17 protein-coding genes are annotated in these 19,080 nt (G+C 58.4%); 4 read left to right on the forward strand and 13 right to left on the reverse strand.

Annotated elements, in window-relative coordinates; translation table 11 throughout:
• Positions 1-117: 117 nt before the first annotated feature.
• The 4 genes from BEN48_RS12695 to BEN48_RS12710 all read right to left on the reverse strand — a co-directional run bounded on the left by BEN48_RS12695 (position 118) and on the right by BEN48_RS12710 (position 4,378).
• On the reverse strand, positions 118-891 hold the full coding sequence (locus BEN48_RS12695; RefSeq protein ID WP_083321042.1) for an endonuclease III domain-containing protein: 774 nt from the start codon (positions 889-891) through the stop codon (positions 118-120).
• 208 nt (positions 892-1,099) lie between these two features.
• Positions 1,100-1,849, reverse strand: a complete 750-nt coding sequence (locus BEN48_RS12700; RefSeq protein WP_125932626.1) for a hypothetical protein — start codon at positions 1,847-1,849, stop codon at positions 1,100-1,102.
• Positions 1,850-2,376: 527 nt separating this feature from the next.
• Positions 2,377-2,787, reverse strand: a complete 411-nt coding sequence (locus BEN48_RS12705) for a response regulator (RefSeq protein WP_070735306.1) — start codon at positions 2,785-2,787, stop codon at positions 2,377-2,379.
• A 100-nt stretch (positions 2,788-2,887) separates the two neighbouring features.
• Positions 2,888-4,378, reverse strand: a complete 1,491-nt coding sequence (locus BEN48_RS12710) for a sensor histidine kinase (RefSeq protein WP_070735307.1) — start codon at positions 4,376-4,378, stop codon at positions 2,888-2,890.
• 82 nt (positions 4,379-4,460) lie between these two features.
• Here BEN48_RS12710 and BEN48_RS12715 point away from each other — a divergent pair, with 82 nt between their 5' ends.
• Entirely contained in the window at positions 4,461-5,282 is an 822-nt protein-coding gene (locus tag BEN48_RS12715; RefSeq protein WP_070735308.1) for a TrmH family RNA methyltransferase, read from the forward strand.
• A 1-nt stretch (position 5,283) separates the two neighbouring features.
• On the opposite strand, the gene BEN48_RS12720 is transcribed toward BEN48_RS12715, so the two are convergent.
• The 4 genes from BEN48_RS12720 to typA form a co-directional block, all read right to left on the reverse strand.
• A complete protein-coding gene (locus BEN48_RS12720) occupies positions 5,284-5,799 on the reverse strand; it encodes a hypothetical protein (RefSeq protein ID WP_125932627.1) in 516 nt (171 codons plus the stop codon).
• Positions 5,800-6,186: 387 nt separating this feature from the next.
• Positions 6,187-7,965, reverse strand: a complete 1,779-nt coding sequence (locus BEN48_RS12725) for a hypothetical protein (protein ID WP_070735310.1) — start codon at positions 7,963-7,965, stop codon at positions 6,187-6,189.
• Positions 7,966-8,074: 109 nt separating this feature from the next.
• Complete coding sequence (locus BEN48_RS12730) at positions 8,075-8,593, reverse strand: DUF6630 family protein (RefSeq protein ID WP_070735311.1); 519 nt, start codon at positions 8,591-8,593, stop codon at positions 8,075-8,077.
• Between the two features lie 108 nt (positions 8,594-8,701).
• Positions 8,702-10,513 (reverse strand): translational GTPase TypA, encoded by a 1,812-nt coding sequence (gene typA / locus BEN48_RS12735; protein WP_070735312.1) that lies wholly within the window; start codon positions 10,511-10,513, stop codon positions 8,702-8,704.
• A 240-nt stretch (positions 10,514-10,753) separates the two neighbouring features.
• Here typA and msrB point away from each other — a divergent pair, with 240 nt between their 5' ends.
• Positions 10,754-11,305 (forward strand): peptide-methionine (R)-S-oxide reductase MsrB, encoded by a 552-nt coding sequence (gene msrB, locus BEN48_RS12740; RefSeq protein ID WP_070735313.1) that lies wholly within the window; start codon positions 10,754-10,756, stop codon positions 11,303-11,305.
• A gap of 369 nt (positions 11,306-11,674) precedes the next feature.
• The gene (locus BEN48_RS12745) at positions 11,675-12,046 is read left to right on the forward strand and encodes a hypothetical protein (RefSeq protein WP_125932628.1); all 372 of its coding nucleotides are present in this window, start codon (positions 11,675-11,677) and stop codon (positions 12,044-12,046) included.
• A 98-nt stretch (positions 12,047-12,144) separates the two neighbouring features.
• Here the strand turns inward: BEN48_RS12745 and BEN48_RS12750 are convergent, their stop codons facing one another.
• Positions 12,145-12,882 carry a hypothetical protein gene (locus tag BEN48_RS12750; RefSeq protein ID WP_070735315.1) on the reverse strand — a complete coding sequence of 246 codons (738 nt, stop codon included), beginning with the start codon at positions 12,880-12,882 and terminating at the stop codon, positions 12,145-12,147.
• A gap of 242 nt (positions 12,883-13,124) precedes the next feature.
• Between BEN48_RS12750 and metG the strand changes: the two genes are divergently transcribed.
• On the forward strand, positions 13,125-15,167 hold the full coding sequence (gene metG / locus BEN48_RS12755) for a methionine--tRNA ligase (protein WP_070735316.1): 2,043 nt from the start codon (positions 13,125-13,127) through the stop codon (positions 15,165-15,167).
• A gap of 227 nt (positions 15,168-15,394) precedes the next feature.
• Here the strand turns inward: metG and pth are convergent, their stop codons facing one another.
• The 4 genes from pth to BEN48_RS12775 form a co-directional block, all read right to left on the reverse strand.
• Complete coding sequence (gene pth, locus BEN48_RS12760) at positions 15,395-15,961, reverse strand: aminoacyl-tRNA hydrolase (protein ID WP_070728754.1); 567 nt, start codon at positions 15,959-15,961, stop codon at positions 15,395-15,397.
• A gap of 181 nt (positions 15,962-16,142) precedes the next feature.
• Entirely contained in the window at positions 16,143-16,715 is a 573-nt protein-coding gene (locus BEN48_RS12765; RefSeq protein WP_070735317.1) for a 50S ribosomal protein L25/general stress protein Ctc, read from the reverse strand.
• A gap of 103 nt (positions 16,716-16,818) precedes the next feature.
• Positions 16,819-17,877, reverse strand: a complete 1,059-nt coding sequence (locus tag BEN48_RS12770; RefSeq protein ID WP_070735318.1) for a DUF6340 family protein — start codon at positions 17,875-17,877, stop codon at positions 16,819-16,821.
• A gap of 106 nt (positions 17,878-17,983) precedes the next feature.
• Entirely contained in the window at positions 17,984-18,910 is a 927-nt protein-coding gene (locus BEN48_RS12775; RefSeq protein WP_070735319.1) for a ribose-phosphate pyrophosphokinase, read from the reverse strand.
• Positions 18,911-19,080 lie beyond the last annotated feature (170 nt).

A 19,080-nucleotide genomic window follows, 5' to 3' on the forward strand; every position in this document is an offset into this window, starting at 1 on the left:
TTGGCTGGCCTGCTAGCTCGCCTCAACACCACGTCCACTTTGTAAGCGGTATGGTATGCCAGTTCCACAGAACGACGCGGCGTTGAGGTGAAGACTGAATGCGGACGAAAAATGGGGCTACGCCTCGTCAAAAAGAGTGGGAGCGCGGGGACTCATCCGGGCCTGTCCAAACGGGCACTGGTCCAGCACTGCGCAGCGGCCGCAGGCGGGGGTATGGAAGTAGCAGCATTTCTGCCCGTGGAACATGAGGGCCTCGTGGTGGTCGTACACTTGCTGGGCATCCCAACCTTCAGGCAATAGGGCTTCCAGTATCTTGTGGGCAGGGCCTTCGCCCACTTTGGGGCCAATAAGCGCCAAGCGCTGGGCCACGCGGTGGTGGTGGCTATCCACAGGCATTGCCGGTATGCGCAAGGAGCTAAAAAGCAGAGTAGCCGCGCTGGTTTTGGGTCCCACGCCGCTGATGCTCTCCAGCCACGCCCGTGCTTCGGGAATGGGCATTTCGGCCAGGAAATCCAACGAGCACGGCGCCTCCGTGCCGCAGCGCTCCTTTATTTCGCGTAGTACTGCTTGAATGCGTGGTGCCTTCTGCTCAGGCCAGGTGCACGCCCGGAGGGCGTGCTGCACGTCCTCGACCGGTGCTTCCAGCACGGCCTCCCAGGTGGGGAACGTGGCGCGCAGCGTCTGGTAGGCGCGGTGCGAATCGGCGTTTTTGGTGCGGTGCGAGAGCAGCGCGCTCACCAGTTCGCTCAGCGGGTCTTTGGTGCTGAAGAAGGGGAACGGTGCCCCATATTCGGCGCACAGCCGGCCGTGCACCAACAGGGTTTTGGCCTGGCGCACGGCAACATCCGCAGCCAATGCCTCGGCGGTAATAAGGGAAGCGGCTGCTTTCATGCTACGCCTACGCGCACAACGAGTGCGTGGGTTGCCTTTTGAGGGAGACGAGGGTTGGTTGTTCTTGAGAAAGGGGATTGTCAGTCAATAGATTGGGGCTATTCAGGAAGTTTTTATGACTGCTGTGGCACGTCATGCTTCGGCTGCGCTCAGCATCAGGGTCTGCTGGTATTCCTAGCGCTCCCGCACTTGCCCCTCACCCCTGCACTTACCGAACCGAGTTGTACAGGCTGATGGCTTGGCGCTGGTTACTGGCCTGCTTGCCTTGCAGCACAATGGGCACAATGAGCACTGGCAGCGCCGCATACACCAGCGGCGAAATAGCCTGACCCGAGTCGGAGGGCCGCAACGACTGCAGCAGGCCGGCCACCATTAGGCCGCCGCCCACAACGTAACTGGCTACGGTGAGGCGCTGGTACCGGCGCGAGTCGAATAGCAGCTGCTGAGCGCCGGCGTTGTCGGTGGTAGCCAGCATGAGGTTGCGGCTGTTCAGGTCTTGAATGGGCCCGTTGTCCTTGGAGAAGTACTCCGTTTTCACGGTGCGGTAGCCCCCGTAGGGGTAGCCGCCCATGCCGTAGCCCCCGTAGCCGTACCGCCCGTAGCCGGGGTTGCCAAAGCCGCCGGGGCCCGAGTTGTACTGCGATGAGGTGATAGAATAGAGGCTGATGCGGCCCGTTTTGTCGCGCCGCAGCGTGGCCTCACGCGTGGAATTGGGCAGCGTGGTGCGCACGTAGTGGCCCGTCTCGTCTTCATAGAAGCCCACTTCGCCCAAGTCAAGCTTGCGCTGGCCATCCAGCAGCAGGTACGACCGCCCAAACAGCGGCGATTTTATCTCCACATCGGAAGCGTTGTAGAGCATGCCGTTTTTCAGCCCCACCTGAAACCGGGTGGGTTGAGAGTTGTTGCCGGGCAGCTGGCCCGCCCGTGCGGGCGCATACACGGGGGCCGGGGCTGCCATGGGGGCGGGCAGCGGGGCCGTCACGGTGGCGCGGCGGGTGGTGTCAGGGGGGGTGTCGGCACAGTATCGAGCTGGCGGGGAACCGGGGCCGGGCGGGGCCGGACCGGGGCGGGCAGAGACGGGGGCGCCCCCAGCTGACGGGGGGGCTCATCCTGGGCCTGCACGGCCGACCCTGCGAACAACACTAGGAACGCCGGAAAAAGAACGGGGAATTTCATAGTAAGGACCAACGGAGTGGGAAGGGAACTGGACAAGGTACCAACGCCCGGCAAATATGGGAGGCCCGCCCCAAAAAGCGTGCCCGCACATTGGCACGGTCCCAACGCAAACCATTGGCAGGAAGTGTGAATTCCAGTGTCCGTTACCAAAATATCCTTCCCCGAACACACCTGCGCGGTTGCCAACCATCTCAAGCCTGCGCAGGTACTGCCTTTTGCCGGGAGAACTACCAAAAAGGCAGTAAGCAAAAAAACGCCTCAGCCGCTTCCTGTGAGGACCGGTGAGGCGTTCGTTTACTCGGCCGCAGGCTAGTTGAGAAGTTTCTCGAGCAGGCTCAGGCTATCGGCCAGGTCGGTGGTGCTTTCAAAGTCCAAGGGCTTCAGAATGTAGCCGCTCACGCCCAGCTTTTCGGCGCTAAGGCGGTCCACGTCCATGCTGGACGTGGTGGTGATGAACACCGGAATGTGATGAAATTCGGGATTGCCGCGCAGCTCCGTCAGGAATTCAATGCCGTTCATGCGGGGCATGTTCAAATCCAGCAGAATTACCTCGGGCAGGGGGCGCAGGGCTTCGGCGCCGTTGCGCCCCAGCAGCAAATCCAGCGCTTCTTCGCCGTTGAATGCCGTGTGCAGCTGGTGCGGCACATTAAACTTGGCGAAGGATTTCTCCGCCGTCATGGTATCAAAAATGTCATCCTCAACAAGTAGAACGGAACGCATACAACACAAAAATAAGGTAAGGTTCGCAGGGAACCAGCCACAACCGTGGTCAAACTAAACAAGCCCAAACCCCAACCGTTGGGTTCCCTCCCAGCCAGGTTTACTTTGGCCAGGTAAAGATAAAGCCCGTTCCCTGGCCCGGCGCCGACTCGACCCGAATGGAGCCCTGGTGCTCGTCAATTATCTTTTGCACAATGCTCAAGCCAATGCCCGTGCTTTCGGCCGTGTGGCGGTCGCGCAGGGTTTGAAACAGTAAAAAAATCTTGTGATGATATTCCGGGGCAATGCCCGGACCATCGTCCTGTACCCGGAATTCGTAGAAGCGGCCGGTATCGCGGCAGCTCACTTCCAGCTGGCCGGCCCCGCGGTGGTGGTACTTCACAGCATTGCTGAGCAGGTTGGTGAACACCTGCTGCAGGCCCAGCCGGTTGGTCAGGAAAACCGGCATGTCGGAGCTGGTGCGCAGCGTGAAGTCGGGCGGAACCACCAGCTCCGCCACTTCACGCAGCAGCTGGCCCACGTCGACCTGGGTGGCGGTTTGGGCGGTGCGGCCCACGCGGGCATAGGCCAGCAGGCCGTTTATGAGGTCTTCGAGGCGGCTCAACCGGCCTTTCATCTGGTCGAGGTAGGTGCGGAGCTTGGGCGAGAGCTCCTCCGACAGCTCGTCCTCAATCCATTTCACAATGGTGGTTACCCCGCGCAGGGGCGCCTTCAGGTCGTGGGAGGCCACGTAGGCGAACTGGTCGAGCTCCTGGTTGCGCTTTTCCAGAGCACTAAAGCTGGCATCCAGCGTCTGGGTCATGCGGTTGAGCGAAGCCGCCAGGCCCCCCAGGTTATCCTCGGCCGTATCGGTGATTTTTACGCTGTAGTCGCCCTGCACCACCTGCTCGGCCAGGGCCCGGATTTGGGCAATTCGCAGGCTGACTTCGGCGTTGATATCGGCCAGTTCGCTTTGCAGCCGGCGGTTATCGGCCAGCTCCTGCACTATTTTCACCACCAGCCACACCACAATCAGCACCGCAAGCACGGCCGACACCAGCACCACAATGGGAGTGGCTTTTGCAAACACCTCCTGCGTGGCGCTGCGTTGCGCAAGCAAAGCCATTTCCTGTGTTTGAATCCGATTGTAAAGGGAACGCACCTGGCGCAGGGTCTGACGGTCGGTATCGAGCGACGTTTGCATGGCCGACTTGCTCATCGAGCTGGTCAACTGCGTCAGCGGCCGCAGAATACGGAATTCCTGCTCTACCAGCCCGCGCAGCGAGTCGAGGCGGGCCTGCTGGGTCGAGTTGTCGGCAGTTAGCTTATCCAGCCGCTCCAGGCTATTCGGCAACTCGTTGGTGGCCAGACTGAAGGGGCGGAGGTAGGCGGTGTCGCCGGTGAGGATGTAGCCGCGCACCCCCGCCTGGGCGTCCTTGAGTACGGCCGTCACATTGGCTACCTGCTGCATCACTTGGTACGTGTGCTCCACCCGTCGGGTCTGCACGCCCAGGCCGCGAATGCTCCAGAACGAGGCCGCGGCGGTGAGCAGCAGAATGCCCACGGCCAGTACCAGGCCGACAATAATCTTGGGGTCAATTTTTGATTTCATTGGATGCGAAGGTAATGGGCCGCCCTACGCGGGTGCCCGGGGCAGGGTTGGGGCCGGCGACTCCGCCCGTATCTTCGTGCCCATGCCATTTGCTCCTTCCGACCGCCTCAGTAGCCCCCAAAACCCGCGCATCAAGCAGCTGCTGCGCCTGCAGCAGAAGTCGGCCGAGCGCCGCGCCCTGGGCCTCACCCTGGTAGAGGGTCTGCGCGAGCTCACCATTGCCGTGGAAGCCGGTGTGGCGGTAGCTACCGTGTATTCGTGCCCCGAACTAGCCGATGGAACCGGGCAGCAAGACTTGCAGAACCTTATTTCTGGTTTGGATAGCGCGCCCGAATGGTTTGAGGTGACCAAGCCCGTTTTTGAAAAAGTAGCTTACCGCGAAGGTTCCGACGGCCTGCTGGCCGTGCTGCGCACCCCTGCCCGCACCCTGGCCGACCTGCGGCTGCCGCCCAATCCGCTCGTCATCGTGCTCGAAGCCGTGGAGAAGCCTGGCAACCTCGGCGCCATCCTCCGCACCGCCGACGCCGCCCCGGTCGATGCCGTGCTCATCGGCGACCCGCGCACCGATTTGTTCAACCCCAACGTTATTCGGGCCAGCATCGGGTGCGTGTTCACGGTGCCCACTGTGGCCGCGCCGGTGGCCGATATTCTGGCTTTTCTACAGGGGAAAGGCATTCGGACCTACGCCGCCGCGCTTGCCCCCGACGCCCGCGACTACACCGCCTGCGATTTCCGTGGCCCCACTGCCCTGGTGATGGGCACCGAAGCCGACGGCCTCACGCCTCAGATGCGCGCTGCCTGCGACGAAACCATCATCGTGCCCATGCGCGGCCGCATCGATTCGCTCAACGTGAGCGTGGCCACCGCCGTGCTCACATTTGAGGCAGTGCGACAGCGCGGGTAGCCTAGCGCGCCGCGGGCGCCATCTCGCCCAGCAGCACCTGCAGGTAGGGGCGCAGAGCGGCCGTGGGCACGCTTGCCGGCAGCCGCCGGGTAGCGCGGTACTGCCGGATTACCGTGTACAGTTGCCGGCGATTGTAGGTGGTGGCTTTGATGAAGCCAAACGTGGAAATGCCCAGCAAGCTGAATGCCACCGGTGCCACCCACGGGTCATAATAATACTTGCTGTAGTTGGGCGCGGCCCCGTAAGTACGCGGGTCGGGTTCGTAGTGCCGGCCCAGCGCAGTGGCCACCGGCACCGGGTACCCGGCGTACTTCATAATCTTGAGGCCGGTGTTCCACCTTGCATAGTACAGCTGAATAACCGCGCGGGCCGTGTCGTTGAACCCGTAAGCGTCTTCAAAGCCCCGCGCCGAAAGCCGGTAGTCGCTTGTGGCCGGGTGCTCCATCATAGCCGCCGCGGCGTCCTGCCCGCGCGCTGCCGATGCGCCCGCCAAACCCAATCCGGTGAGCGCAATCAAAATAGTGAAGTTAGCCAAAAAAATGTTTAAAATGCTAGAATAGAATACGGACCTATTTCCGTCTTGCAAATAAAGGTCAGGTGACATCTCATCTACAAATGCCTACTCTCGTCCGACCGGAAGTAGTCAGGCAGGTTGTCGCACGGGCCAAATTGGCGGGTTTTTTTAAATCAGCCTGACTTCGGTGCCCCAAGACCTATTCCTGCAGGGCGTGCTTTTTTTAGGCACTTCAACAATTGGGAACAGTTCATTAGCACTACAATGCCCTCACGCTGTTACTATTTGCGAACGCAGAAGCTGCTATCGCTGCTGGGGCTGCTCTGCCTTATGCTGCTCGGCATGAGGCCTTACATGAACTGTATGTTGCTGCACGGCTCTGGCTCACTCTTAGTTAGCTGGTTCGGTAGGTGCTTCCGTTGCCAAACGGTAAATAAGCAAATCAGTTTGTTGATACGCCAACCGATACGGCAGCTGGGCGGCCCAAACAGGTAGAGCACTACCACGTTTCAACATCAGGTAGTCATAAGGGCCGATTGCGGGGCCATCGCCTGCTAGGTAGAGGGGCAAGGGTGGGAGTCGCAAAGCCAATTCCAGGTGCTGCAAATAAGCGTGGTAGATTTGGGCATTGGTAAATACCCGCCGAGGGTGCTGTTGCTGCATCCAACGGTAGGCTCGTTCGGCCCGAGCCCGTCGCACAAGGTTTAGCTCTAGGTCATTGACCTGACGGGGAACCCGGTAGCCAGCATAGCCAGCCACCAAAACACCGCCCAGCAGCCACGCCACGCGAGCAGGAAGGTGGAGGCGCCGCACCACCGCTTCAAAGAGAAAGGCAGCCAGTAACAATCCGAAAAACACGACGTAATGCAGCGTGCGGGCGGGCGCAAATACCCGTTGGGCCATCAGCAACGGCAGCGGACCCACTAGCCCCACCCAAGCCACGGCCGCCACTGGCCAGTAGCGAAGGGGCGCCCAGTACCGGATGGCCAGCATGCCGCAGCTCAGGAGCAAAAGCAGCAGAGGGACAGTAACCAGTTGCTGCCCAAACAACTCCCCGGCCGTACCCCAGAGGTAGTAGGGGCCGAGCAATTTCCAAAATTCTTGGGCGCTTAGCTGCGCCACGTAAGGATTCGCCAACAAAGTAGACCAACCTGAAAGCAAACCAACAGGCAGGTATAACAGACCCGTCAGCACTAGGACCGTGGCCCCGGCCACCAGCGCCTGAACCACGCGGACCCATCCGCGTCCTTGCCACCACGCTCCGCCAACCAATCCGGCCCCCAGGCTCAAAAATGGATAAATGAAGGTGGGAATTAGGTAAAACCCCAGCAAACTGCTGGTTATCACCACTGCCCACGCCAAGCGGTGGTAGGAGGGGCCACGCAGCAGCAGCACCACCGCCAGAAAAAGCGCGTAGACGCAGGTTGCTTGTAGGCCATAGCCCCGTGCCGTAATAGCATACCCCATGCTCATCGGCACTAGTTGAACGTAGCAAACCGTGAACGTAGCCACTCGAAACGAAGTGAAGCACGTCAGCGCCGCATATACCAGCCCCGTGCCCACCATGCCAAGTACAAACGAGGGAAGTCGCACCATCAACTCCGGGTCGGTGGCGGGTGGGGCCAGCCGCAGTAGCGCTGCCCCCAGCACGTTGTAGAGCACGTGGTTGTTGGGGAGCTGATAAAAGCCGGCAGTTAGCCGGGCTCCGTGCCGCGCGAAGTAATCGAGGCTCACCATCTCGTCTGGGTCGAAGGAAATGTTCCGCAAAAACCAATACCGCATTACCAGCATCAGCAGCAGGAATAATCCGGCCGTCCACTTCTCCATTTGCGTCAACTCCTGCCGTACGCGACCCATGTGCCGAAAGGCGCGTACGACCTCCCGGCACAGGCGGCGCATTTCGCGCCGCCCGCCCCGGCGCCCCACCGCAACAAGCGCCATAACAGAACCTGCCAACACCAGGGCAATGATGCCCCGCAAAGTAGCGTAGCGCATGGCCGTGTGCGCAAGCGCAGGAAGCATATAGGGCAGGGTAGCAGGCTTAATCCGGGCAGTAGCGACTACTAGTTCGGCTTGCACCTCTTCGTAAGCAGTGAAGCCGTAAAGCACGGTCAAATACCCTGCAACAAACAGCGCCGAAACTGACGCGAAGAGCAGTAGAAACCGCATTGAATCTTTTTATAAATCGAGCAAGTCAACGAAAAGCAATTGGCCTGTACCAACATGCCACTGATGCTGTAATCACCCTGTGCAATTTGCCAGCATCGCGTTAGGCCCTTTAATACACCACCAGCTCAAAGCCCAGCTCTTTGGCTAGTTTCCGGGTGTGCTCCACCTGGTCTTCCGCCACCACGCTCAGCGGGTACGAGTCGCTGTCCAGTGTGAAGAGCACTAGCGCCAGGCCTTTTGTTTCCAAGGTATCCTGCAAATAATCGAGGACTTCAGGTCCCGTATTGCGACGGCTGGCTAGCGTTGACTTATCTACTTGTGTGCGATTTTGAATGGTCAATACTTCGTTGAGGCCTTCTACTAACATTTCAGTTGGCTCCCGCATGTTGCTTTCCCAAGCCAAGCCCTCGCTCGTCAGTGCGTCGATAAGGGCTATGTCGCGCAGTTCTTGCGCAGGAAGTTCTGTTACAATATCACGCTCTGCTAACTCATCAGCATAAAGGTCATGCTCCTGGTACGCTGCTGGCTCTTGCAACGCCAGCGCCAGCCGCTCGCTCACGCGCTGGGTGGCTTCTGCATCATTCAGGGTGAAAAGCTGCACGAAGCGGCTCAGATTCTCTTGATTCATAAAACAAAAAACAACAGTTATGATAAATAAAAAAGGGCGCGACCAAAGCCGCGCCCTCCTTCAAAAAATAATCAGTGAAATCACGGGTAATCCGCGCAAATCAGTGATTTAGTCGGCCTGCTTGGCGTAGCGCAGACGCTCGTTTTCGTCGAGCAGAATCTTGCGCATCCGAATCGACTTAGGCGTCACTTCCAGGTACTCATCCTTCTGGATGTATTCCATGGCTTCCTCCAGCGAAAACTGACGCTTGGGGGTGATTTTGGCGTTGTCATCCGTACCCGAGGCACGCATGTTGGTCAGCTTCTTGCCTTTCTGAATGTTTACCGTGAGGTCGTTCGGACGGGTGTGCTCGCCGATAACCTGACCACCGTACACTTCCTCACCTGGGTCCACGAAGAACGAGCCACGGTCCTGCAGCTTGTCGATGGTGTAAGCGGTGCCGGCACCGGTTTCCAGCGAAATCAGCGAACCTGCGATACGGCCGGGAATCGGGCCCTTGTGCTCCTCATAATCCACGAAACGGTGGTTCATGATAGCCTCACCGCCAGTGGCAGTCAGCACGTTGTTACGCAGGCCAATCAGGCCGCGCGACGGAATGGTGAACTCCAGGTGCTGCAAGTCGCCCTTGGGCTCCATGATGGTCATTTCGCCTTTGCGCATGCTCACCAATTCAATCACCTTGCCAGCCGAATCCTCGGGCACGTCCACCACCAGCAATTCGATGGGCTCGGTGCGCTTGCCGTTCTCGTCTTCTTTGAACAACACCTGGGGCTGGCCCACCTGCAGTTCGTAGCCTTCGCGGCGCATGGTTTCGATCAGTACCGACAAGTGAAGAATGCCGCGGCCGAACACGAGGAAGGTGTCCTCTTTGTCGGTGGCTTCCACGCGCAGGGCGAGGTTCTTCTCGGTTTCCTTAAACAGACGGTCACGCAGGTGACGCGACGTCACAAACTTGCCTTCCTTGCCGAAGAACGGCGAGTTGTTGATGGTGAACAGCATGTTCATCGTCGGCTCGTCGATGCTGATACGGTCCAATTGCTCGGGGTTGTCAGCATCAGCCAGCGTGTCGCCAATGTCGAAGCCTTCGATGCCCGACACGGCGCAGATTTCGCCGCTGCTTACCGAGTCTACTTTCACGCGGCCGAGGCCTTCAAATACGTGCAGCTCGCGGATTTTTACTTTCTTAACGCTGCCGTCAGCCTTCATCAAGCTCATGTTCGAGCCTTCTTTCAGCGTACCGCGGTGCACGCGGCCGATGGCGATACGACCCACGAACGACGAGTAGTCGAGCGAGGTAATCTGCATCTGGGGCGTGCCGTCCAAGGTAGGGGCAGCCGGAATCGACGAGATAACCGCGTCGAGCAACGGAATCAGGTTGTCGGTCTTTACTTTCCAATCGGTGCTCATCCAGCCCTGCTTCGAGGAACCGTACAAGGTCACGAAATCGAGCTGGTCTTCCGAAGCACCAAGGTTGAACATGAGGTCGAAAACCTGCTCGTGCACCTCGTCGGGGCGGCAGTTCTCCTTGTCCACTTTGTTCACCACCACAATGGGTTTCAGGCCCAGAGCAATGGCTTTGCCCAGCACGAAGCGCGTCTGCGGCATGGCACCTTCAAAGGCGTCCACGAGCAGCAACACGCCGTCGGCCAGCTTCAACACGCGCTCTACCTCACCGCCGAAGTCGGCGTGACCAGGGGTGTCGATGATGTTGATTTTGGTGCCGTTGTAGCGTACCGATACGTTTTTGGAAACGATGGTAATGCCACGCTCGCGCTCCAGGGGGTTGTCGTCAAGAATCAGGTCGTCGAAGTGCTGGTGCGCGTCGAAAATCTTGGATGCGTGGATAATTTTATCCACCAGAGTAGTCTTGCCGTGGTCAACGTGAGCGATGATGGCAATGTTACGGATATTGTTGGCCATATGGGTTGTTTTTGCGGGTGCAAAGGTACGGATAAAAACGCGCAAAGCCTTGGGTTACTCAACTCTTACTCAGCACCCATCTGAAGCTGGGCCTGCGCTGGTCGTTGCGCGGTCAAGCGTATCGTCCTAAATCGATTAGACAGGGCGTAAGGTTCCCGGCCTTTTTCCGTCTGCCTGGCAGACCGAACCCTGGTGCTCCCTCGTATGTTGAGCACCTGAATCTCACTTCACCCCCTGACCATGCGTTTCTCTCTTTTATTTTTAGCAGTATCGGCGCTCACCCTCAACTCAGCCTGCTCGCAGAAGCGTGATGTGGCTGCGAACACCACCCCTCCCAGCAGTACCGCGTCGGGCAAGACCTATTTTCAGCCCAAGGCCGTGACTGGCAAGCCCGATGAATTTCCGGTGCAGAAAACGGAGGCCGAATGGAAAAAGGCCCTCACGCCCGACCAATACTACATTCTCCGTGAGCAAGGCACCGAACGCCCCTTCACCGGCAAATACCACGACAACCACGCCGAGGGCAGCTACTACTGTGCCGCCGACGGCAACCTGTTGTTTTTCTCCGACACCAAGTTTGAATCAGGCACCGGCTGGCCCAGCTTTTTCGCGCCCGCTGCGGCTACCAGCGTCAAAGTGGCGTCGGACGATACTTTCGGCATGAGCCGCGACGAAATTGTGTGCGCCAAGTGCGGCGGCCACCTCGGCCACGTGTTCAACGACGGCCCCAAGCCCACCGGCCAGCGCTACTGCATGGACGGCAACGCGTTGGTATTCCAGAAAAAGAAATAAAATCCTGCGCGCTTTTCTCAAAATGCGACTTGTTACTGCCTCCCGACAATCTACGTTGGGGGGCATTTTTGTTGGCAGGGCTCCGCTTTTGGCCGCTTGCGTCACGGCCGAATTAGCAGTTCAGCCGTTCTGCCACCAGCGTATTTGAACTAAGGTCATGTACGGCGCGAGCTATGCGCCCACAACCCCAACTCGTGGGTGGAGCGCCAGCCGGTAACCATTCAATGCCTCGAAACCTGCGTGGTGCTGTGGAACGGCATCACTACGGGCAAGGTCTGCCGCCCAGTGCCGTAGTTCAGCCAACCACAAGCCGCCGTCCGCCGTTTGAATCAGGCCGCCAATGTGGGCGGCCTTTTTCCAGCACGGGCCATGAACATATTTCTTACTTGCAGCGGGCGGTTGGGGTGCGCCCTTACCTTGGGGCTGTTGGTCAGCTGCACTGCCACCGACCAAACTGCCGAAAGGGCTGCGCCCTCCGCCGTGCCCACCGAAATTAGAACCGACGCCGACCGCCGGGCTATTTACAACAGCAACGGCACGGGCACCAACTCCGCCATTCCCGATGCCACGCCCAACCGGGTGCAGCTGGGCGAGCAGGCGGCCGACATCAACCGCCAAAAGCGCATTGGAAACCTGAATTCCAACGACCCCAACAACACCACTCCCGCCACACGCATTCAGCGCCTCAACTACGATGCGCCCGTGAATATTCCCCCGCCACCGCCGCCACCGCGCCCTTAGCGACAGCCGGTCGCCCGGCCGTTGATAGCAACAAAAAGCCCGCCCCAACTCAATGGGGCGGGCTTTTTGCTGCGAGAATCCGTGGCTGCGAAAAAAAACTATGCGCTTGCCTCGTTGGTGCTGGCGCTATCGGCAGAGTTCTCTGCATCGGTAACTTCCGGAGCGGCTACTGCGCGGGGATTTGGTCCACGGCGGGCGCCGGTAGCGGCCGTGCCGGACTTGGGGCCACGGCGCGTAGCTGGCGCAGCGGCATCTGCAGCGGCAGCGGCAGGCTTGGGGCCGCGGCGTGCACCGGTGGCCTTTGCGGGAGTTGCGGGCTTGCGGCTGCGGGCTTTGGGCGCTTCGGCAGTGGCATCAGCAACGGCGGTAGCGCGGGTTTTGCGCGGGGTACCATCCTTGTTCAGGGTTTGACCTTTTTTGCGGCTACTGGTGGTGGCTTTGCTGCTGGCTTCGGTGCTGGTGCTCGCGGGGGGGCTGTCGGTGCTGCCCGCTACGGAATCGTAGTGCCGCACAATGGTGTGCAGGGCTTGCTCAAACATGCGCTCCGTGTCCCCGTCGAGGCGACGGGTTGCTTCTTTTACCACTTCCTTCAGCTTGGCTTTCGTTTCTTTGCGAATGCGAGTCACCACTTCGTTCATGCGGTTGTTCAGCTCCTTTTGCAGTTGCTTTGCAGCCGTTTTCAGCGTTTTCTTCTGCGAGGCCTTGTTATCGGCACGGTCGTCGTTCAGAAGAGTAGCGGCACGGCCAGCTTTTTTAGCTGATTTGCGAACCGACTTTTCTTCGGGCGTAGATTTCGCACGTTTTTCTGTCTTTTTCGGAGAAGCAGGTTTTTTCATTAGAAAGAATGTTTGGTGAAGGGTTCAAAGTGAATTAACGCTCCTTTTTAATCGGGAATATTAATTCAGTGTGCTCAAATATAAAATGAATTAAGTATCAAACGGTTTGCTTTGTTTTTTTGTTGATACACAACTGTTTTTTCTCTCATTTTTCTCTTGTGCTTCGGTCAAACTTCGGCGCATTTTCTTCTTAATTATCTTGAAAAACAGGACTTGTTTTCTGTTTATTTTCTCAATTAATCATGTCGCTTCTTCCTAAACGTTACACAGTTACCGCTGCGTTGCCCTACGCCAATGGCCCGGTGCACATTGGGCATTTGGCAGGCGTGTACTTGCCTGCGGATATTTATGTCCGCTACCTGCGCTCCGCTGGTCGCGACGTAAAATTTATTTGTGGCTCCGACGAACACGGCGTTCCCATTACCATCAGGGCCCAGAAAGAAGGCGTGACCCCGCAGCAGGTCGTTGATAAATACCACGCCCTGATTCGCGACTCGTTTCAAGACTTTAATGTGTCGTTTGATGTGTATTCGCGCACTTCGTCGGCCACGCACGCGGAGGTTTCCAGTGCGTTTTTTACCAAGTTGAACAACGCAGGCCAGTTTATTGAACAAACCACGCAACAGTATTTTGACGAGCAGGCCCAGCAGTTTCTAGCCGACCGCTACATTGTGGGCACGTGCCCCAATTGCGGCAACGAAAACGCTTACGGCGACCAGTGCGAGCGGTGCGGCACCTCGCTCAGCCCCACGGAATTAATTAGCCCGCGCAGCATGCTTAGCGGTGCGCACCCCGTTTTGCGCGACACCAAGCACTGGTTCCTGCCCCTCGACCAGTACGAGCCCTGGCTGCGCGAATGGATAGTTGAAGGCCACAAAAACGACTGGAAAACCAACGTGTACGGCCAGTGCAAATCCTGGATTGACCAGGGCCTGCACCCCCGCGCCGTGACGCGCGACCTTGATTGGGGCGTGCCCGTGCCGGTGGCCGGCGCCGAGGGAAAAGTGCTCTACGTGTGGTTTGATGCGCCTATTGGCTACATCTCGGCCACCAAAGAAGCTTTCCCGGAGGAATGGGAATTGTATTGGAAAGACGCGGGCTCCAAACTGGTGCATTTCATCGGCAAAGACAACATCGTTTTTCACTGCATTATTTTCCCGGTGATGCTGAAAGCGCACGGCGAATTTATTTTGCCGGACAACGTGCCCGCCAATGAATTTTTGAACCTGGAAGGCGATAAAATTAGCACGTCGCGCAATTGGGCCGTGTGGCTGCACGAATACATGGCCGAATTTCCCGGCCAAGCCGATGTGCTGCGCTATGTGCTGTGTGCCAATGCGCCCGAAAACAAAGACAACGACTTTACCTGGAAAGACTTCCAAGCGCGCAACAACAACGAGTTGGTAGCCACGCTGGGCAATTTCGTGAATCGCGCTGCCGTGCTCACGCACAAATTCTTTGAAGGCAAAGTGCCCGCCCTCGGCGAGCTAATGGCTATCGACCAGGACGCTTTTGCGCAGCTCGCTGTATTTCCTGCTAAAGTCGGCGAGTTAATTGAAAATTACCGGTTCCGCGATGCGTTGGCCGAGGTATTGAATCTGGCGCGTTTGGGCAATAAATACCTGGCCGAAACCCAGCCCTGGCACCTCATCAAGACCGATTTGGCCCGTACCGGTACGGTGCTGCACGTGGCACTGCAAATTGCTGCCGCACTGGCCCCGCTATTGGAGCCGTTCTTGCCCGAGTCGGCCCAGAAGCTAGCAGATATGCTTAACGTGGAGCTGGGCAAGTGGGCCAGTGCCGGCCGAGCCGATGCGCTGCCAGCTGGGCACCAGCTGCGCGAAGCCTCGCTGCTCTTTGGCAAAATTGAAGACGCCACTGTTGAAGCCCAGGTGCAAAAGCTGCTCGATACCAAGAAGGAAAACCAGTTGGCCAACACGCCCGTTGCGCCTGCCAAAACCGATGTGTCATTTGATGAATTCGGACAAATGGATTTGCGCGTAGGCACCATCGTCGCCGCCGAAAAAGTAGCCAAAACCAAAAAGCTGCTGAAACTCACCATCGACCTGGGCCTGGAGCAGCGCACCATTGTGAGCGGCATCGCCGAGCATTTTATTCCCGAAGCACTGATTGGCCAGCAGGTACAAGTGCTGCTCAACTTGGCGCCCCGCGAAATCAAAGGCATCCAAAGCCAGGGCATGCTCCTGATGGCCGAGAATGCCGACGGTAGCCTCGCGCTCATGCAGCCCAGCAAAGCCGTGCGCAACGGCAGCGGTGTGGTGTAGGGGCTGCTAAGAAAGTCACTAGAACGTCATGCTGAGCTTGCCGAAGCATCGCTACTGCTTCGTTGAATAACTGCTGCGAAGCGGTAGCGATGCTTCGGCAAGCTCAGCATGACGTTTTGGTAAGCATAGACAGCTACCCGAATACCTGTCATAAAACATAAGCCCCCGATTCGTTAACGAATCGGGGGCTTATGTTTTATGACAGGTATTCGGGTAAATGCAAATGCCTACTTCACATTCACCACATTCATGGCCCGTTCCAGGCCCATCGAACCAAAGGCTAAAATGGCGTCGGCGGATTTTTCAATCCGTGTGGGTAATTCAATTAATTCGTCTGCCGAAAACGGATTCAATACATAATCTACCTGCCGGCCCTTGGGGAAGTTGGCGTCCACGCCAAAGCGCAGCCGGGCGTACACGTCGGTACTCAGGGTGGCCTGAATGTCCTTCAAGCCGTTGTGGCCGCCGGCCGAGCCCTGGCCTTTCAGGCGCAATTTGCCGAAGGGCAGGGCCAGGTCATCGGTTACCACAATCATGTTTTCCACGGGAATTTTGAGCGTGGCCAGCCAATGGGCGGCGGCTTTACCGCTCAGGTTCATGTAGGTGGTGGGCTTCACCAACGTGTAGGCGTGGCCCTTGTGCTTAAATTCCGTAACAAAGGCGTGGCGGCCGATTTCGAAACGGGGCGCGTCAAATTTGGCGGCCAGGTAATCGGCCACCATAAACCCGATGTTGTGGCGGGTGTCGGCGTATTCGGGGCCAATGTTGCCCAGGCAGAGAACCAGAAACTTCATAAATCACAAATTTTTCGAATTACGTGCACCTACGCTGGCATTGTCAGGCAGCAGCGAATTAATCCCAATAGGGTTCAATAATAAAAAGCCGCTCCAACTAATTGGAACGGCTTTTTAGAGTCAGCAATTAACCAGCTAAAAACCTGATTAATCCAGTTATAATCCGAAGATTCCGTAATTATTACTTGCTGGCGGCCAGTTCGCCTTTCAGCGCACGTGGGATGGTGATGGTAGCGATAGGCGCCTCTTTGCTGGTCAGGATGGTGTAGTCTTTGGGCTCTACGGCACCAACCTTGATGGATTTGCCCAACTCCATGCCGCTGATGTTCACTTCCACGTAGTCGGGGAGGTTGTCCATCGTGGCGCGCACGCGCACTTTGCGCAGCTTGCTCACCAATTTGCCACCGGCCAATACGCCGGGCGAAACGCCTACGTACTTCACGGGGATGTCCATTTTCACCTCTTTGCCTTCTTCCAATTCCAGGAAGTCAACGTGGAGGAGCATTTCGTTCACGGGGTGAAACTGGGAGTCCTGCACAATGGCTTTGTACATGGTGCCTTCCACGTTCAGGTCCACGATGTGAGCCTCCGGCGTGTACAACAACTCGCGGAACAGGATAGCGGGCACAGAGAAGTGCACGGTGTCCTTGCCGCCATACAACACGCACGGTACCTGAGCGTCCAGGCGCAGTGCCTTGGCCTCAGTCTTACCGAGATTCGCTCTTTTAAACCCTACAATCTCGAGGCTTTTCATAAAAAGTGGTTTGGGAAATGATGTTTCCGCGCCGGCAACCCTTGCCGAAACGGGCCGCAAAGGTACGTCGCCCCGGGTAGAATAACAATTGGCAGGCTCACAATCAGTTGCTCATAGGCAGGCTTTGCAGCTGCTCGGCAATGAGTAGTTGTGCTTGCTGGCGCCGCTGCAGCTGGCGCAGGTATTCGCGCGCGGCCCGGTTGTTGGCCGTGTAGGCTGATTTCCTGGCCCAGGCAATGGCCTCGTCTAGGTTGCCGCCGAATTCGCTGGCCACGGCCATGTTGTAGAACGCCCGCCCGGCTACTTTGGGGTTTGCGTGGGTGGTAGCTTGCTGCCATAGCGCCGCGGCCCCGGCCCAGTCCTCCGACGTGGCCCGAATAGCGGCCTGCTGCATCGCAATGTCTTTTTTGGCTCGCGTGTAGTACTCGCGGGTCAGGGTGAAGTAGGAGGGGGCAATGCGGCGGGCGTACTTATCACCCGCCAGCCGGGCCACCTGTCGGATGCAGATATCGGGCGCCGGCAGTTGGCTCAGGGCCTGCTGGTAGGTGGCGCCCTCGCCCGAAAAGGTCAGGTAATCTTCCAGCTTGGCCTGGTCGAGGATGAAGCCCTGGGCCGCGCCGTACGTGCGGAAACCGGACACGACCTTCATCACCATCTCCATGTGCACGAACGGCACCTTGCGCTCCCCTTTGTCCTTGTCCTTCACGCGCACGCCGTCGGTGCGCTTCAGCGCCATATCCGAGTCGAAGGCCTCGAGCACCGTGATGCCATCAACCTGGGTTTGGCGACAAACTTCCTGCACGTAGCGGGGTGCCAGGGGCTCCAAAAAAAACTCACGGCTGCGGCCTTGCAGCTGCAGCTGGGCTTGCGTCACCTGAAAGCGGGGGCTGTTTTCGGCCAGCGCCTGGCCCAGTATCATCACGCTCTCCTGCGCGCCGGCCTTGTCCACGCCAGGGCCTTCACCAGTAAACACCCCCTCCAGCACATCAAAAAACTTGTCTCGGCCCGAAGTTGGCACAATGCGGTTGGCGGTGGCTATGCGCTGGAGCTCATCGGGCATGCGCACGGCGGCCGGGGCCAGTGCCTGCATGTGAATGGTGGAAGTGCAGGCCGACAGCAATGCCGAAGCCACCAGGAATGCCGAACGTAGAAAGGGTTTCATAGCAAAATGCAGAGGTTGAAAGGTTCTGAGCACATTAGAAAATGCGTGCCAGAATTATTTCAACCTCTGCAAAAAGTTCCCGAAACCGAAAATATTTCAGCCAGCGCTACACAAACAGCGAGCTGATGCTCTCGTGCGTCACCACGTTGCGAATGGCCTGCGCAAAGAGCGGCGCCAGCGTGATGACGTGGATTTTCTCATTCTCCTGGCGCAGCGGAATGGTGTCGGTAGTAATCAGCTCGGTGAGCACGCTCTGGCGGATGCGCTCGTGGGCCGGGCCGCTCAGCAGCGGGTGCGTGACCACGGCGCGCACCGATTTGGCGCCGCGCTCCATCACCAGCTCGGCGGCCTTGCAAATGGTGCCGGCCGTATCCACCATGTCGTCCACAAACACCACGTCCATGCCCTTCACGTCGCCAATTACCTGCATGGAGGCAATTTCGTTGGCCCGCAGGCGCATCTTGTCACACACCACAATCTCGGCCCCAAACTTCTTGGCGAAGGCGCGGGTACGCACCACGCCGCCCACGTCGGGCGAGGCAAAAATCAGGTTTTCGAGGTTCAGCGACTTGATGTAGGGGGCCAGCACGGTGGCGCCGTCCAAGTGGTCTACGGGAAGGTCGAAAAAGCCCTGAATCTGACCGGCGTGCAGGTCAACGGTCATCATGCGGTCGGTGCCCACGCTCTGGATGATATTGGCCACCACCTTGGCCCCGATGCTCACGCGCGGCTTGTCTTTGCGGTCCTGGCGGGCATAGCCCATGTACGGCATCACGATGTTGACCCGGTGGGCCGAGGCACGCTTGCAGGCATCCACCATCAGCATGAGCTCCATAAGGTGCTCCGACGGCGGAAACGTGCTTTGGATGAGAAACACCTCGCAGCCGCGCACGCTTTCGTCGAAGCTGGGCCCCATTTCGGTGTCGGCGAAGCGCTGGAGGGTGAGGGCGCCGAGGGGAGTGCCGTAGGCGGCAGCAATATTTTCGGCGAGGGCGCGGGACGCGCTGCCGGCGAATATCTTGACCTGTTTCATTGGGGAAGGTGCTGATTTTGTGCGGCAAGCCTCTGCCTGCCGCCGGTTGATGAACTGCTTAATGACCCGCCTCGACCCTGCGGGGCCTGCTAAAGCTTACCGCACGGGGCGAACTGGAAAAAGCGAAAGGCGCTGACCACTCCGGAAATTTGGAGAAGCCAGCGCCTTGC

It is taken from the genome of Hymenobacter glacialis (assembly GCF_001816165.1).
GTDB classification, from domain to species: Bacteria; Bacteroidota; Bacteroidia; order Cytophagales; family Hymenobacteraceae; genus Hymenobacter; species Hymenobacter glacialis.

Bases quoted from the DNA above. Each gene is read 5' to 3' on its own strand.
- BEN48_RS12695 (WP_083321042.1), bottom strand. From the start codon at position 891: ATGAAAGCAGCCGCTTCCCTTATTACCGCCGAGGCATTGGCTGCGGAT.
- BEN48_RS12700 (WP_125932626.1), bottom strand. From the start codon at position 1,849: ATGGCAGCCCCGGCCCCCGTGTATGCGCCCGCACGGGCGGGCCAGCTG.
- BEN48_RS12705 (WP_070735306.1), bottom strand. From the start codon at position 2,787: ATGCGTTCCGTTCTACTTGTTGAGGATGACATTTTTGATACCATGACG.
- BEN48_RS12710 (WP_070735307.1), bottom strand. From the start codon at position 4,378: ATGAAATCAAAAATTGACCCCAAGATTATTGTCGGCCTGGTACTGGCC.
- BEN48_RS12715 (WP_070735308.1), top strand. From the start codon at position 4,461: ATGCCATTTGCTCCTTCCGACCGCCTCAGTAGCCCCCAAAACCCGCGC.
- BEN48_RS12725 (WP_070735310.1), bottom strand. From the start codon at position 7,965: ATGCGGTTTCTACTGCTCTTCGCGTCAGTTTCGGCGCTGTTTGTTGCA.
- BEN48_RS12730 (WP_070735311.1), bottom strand. From the start codon at position 8,593: ATGAATCAAGAGAATCTGAGCCGCTTCGTGCAGCTTTTCACCCTGAAT.
- typA (WP_070735312.1), bottom strand. From the start codon at position 10,513: ATGGCCAACAATATCCGTAACATTGCCATCATCGCTCACGTTGACCAC.
- msrB (WP_070735313.1), top strand. From the start codon at position 10,754: ATGCGTTTCTCTCTTTTATTTTTAGCAGTATCGGCGCTCACCCTCAAC.
- BEN48_RS12745 (WP_125932628.1), top strand. From the start codon at position 11,675: ATGAACATATTTCTTACTTGCAGCGGGCGGTTGGGGTGCGCCCTTACC.
- BEN48_RS12750 (WP_070735315.1), bottom strand. From the start codon at position 12,882: ATGAAAAAACCTGCTTCTCCGAAAAAGACAGAAAAACGTGCGAAATCT.
- metG (WP_070735316.1), top strand. From the start codon at position 13,125: ATGTCGCTTCTTCCTAAACGTTACACAGTTACCGCTGCGTTGCCCTAC.
- pth (WP_070728754.1), bottom strand. From the start codon at position 15,961: ATGAAGTTTCTGGTTCTCTGCCTGGGCAACATTGGCCCCGAATACGCC.
- BEN48_RS12765 (WP_070735317.1), bottom strand. From the start codon at position 16,715: ATGAAAAGCCTCGAGATTGTAGGGTTTAAAAGAGCGAATCTCGGTAAG.
- BEN48_RS12770 (WP_070735318.1), bottom strand. From the start codon at position 17,877: ATGAAACCCTTTCTACGTTCGGCATTCCTGGTGGCTTCGGCATTGCTG.
- BEN48_RS12775 (WP_070735319.1), bottom strand. From the start codon at position 18,910: ATGAAACAGGTCAAGATATTCGCCGGCAGCGCGTCCCGCGCCCTCGCC.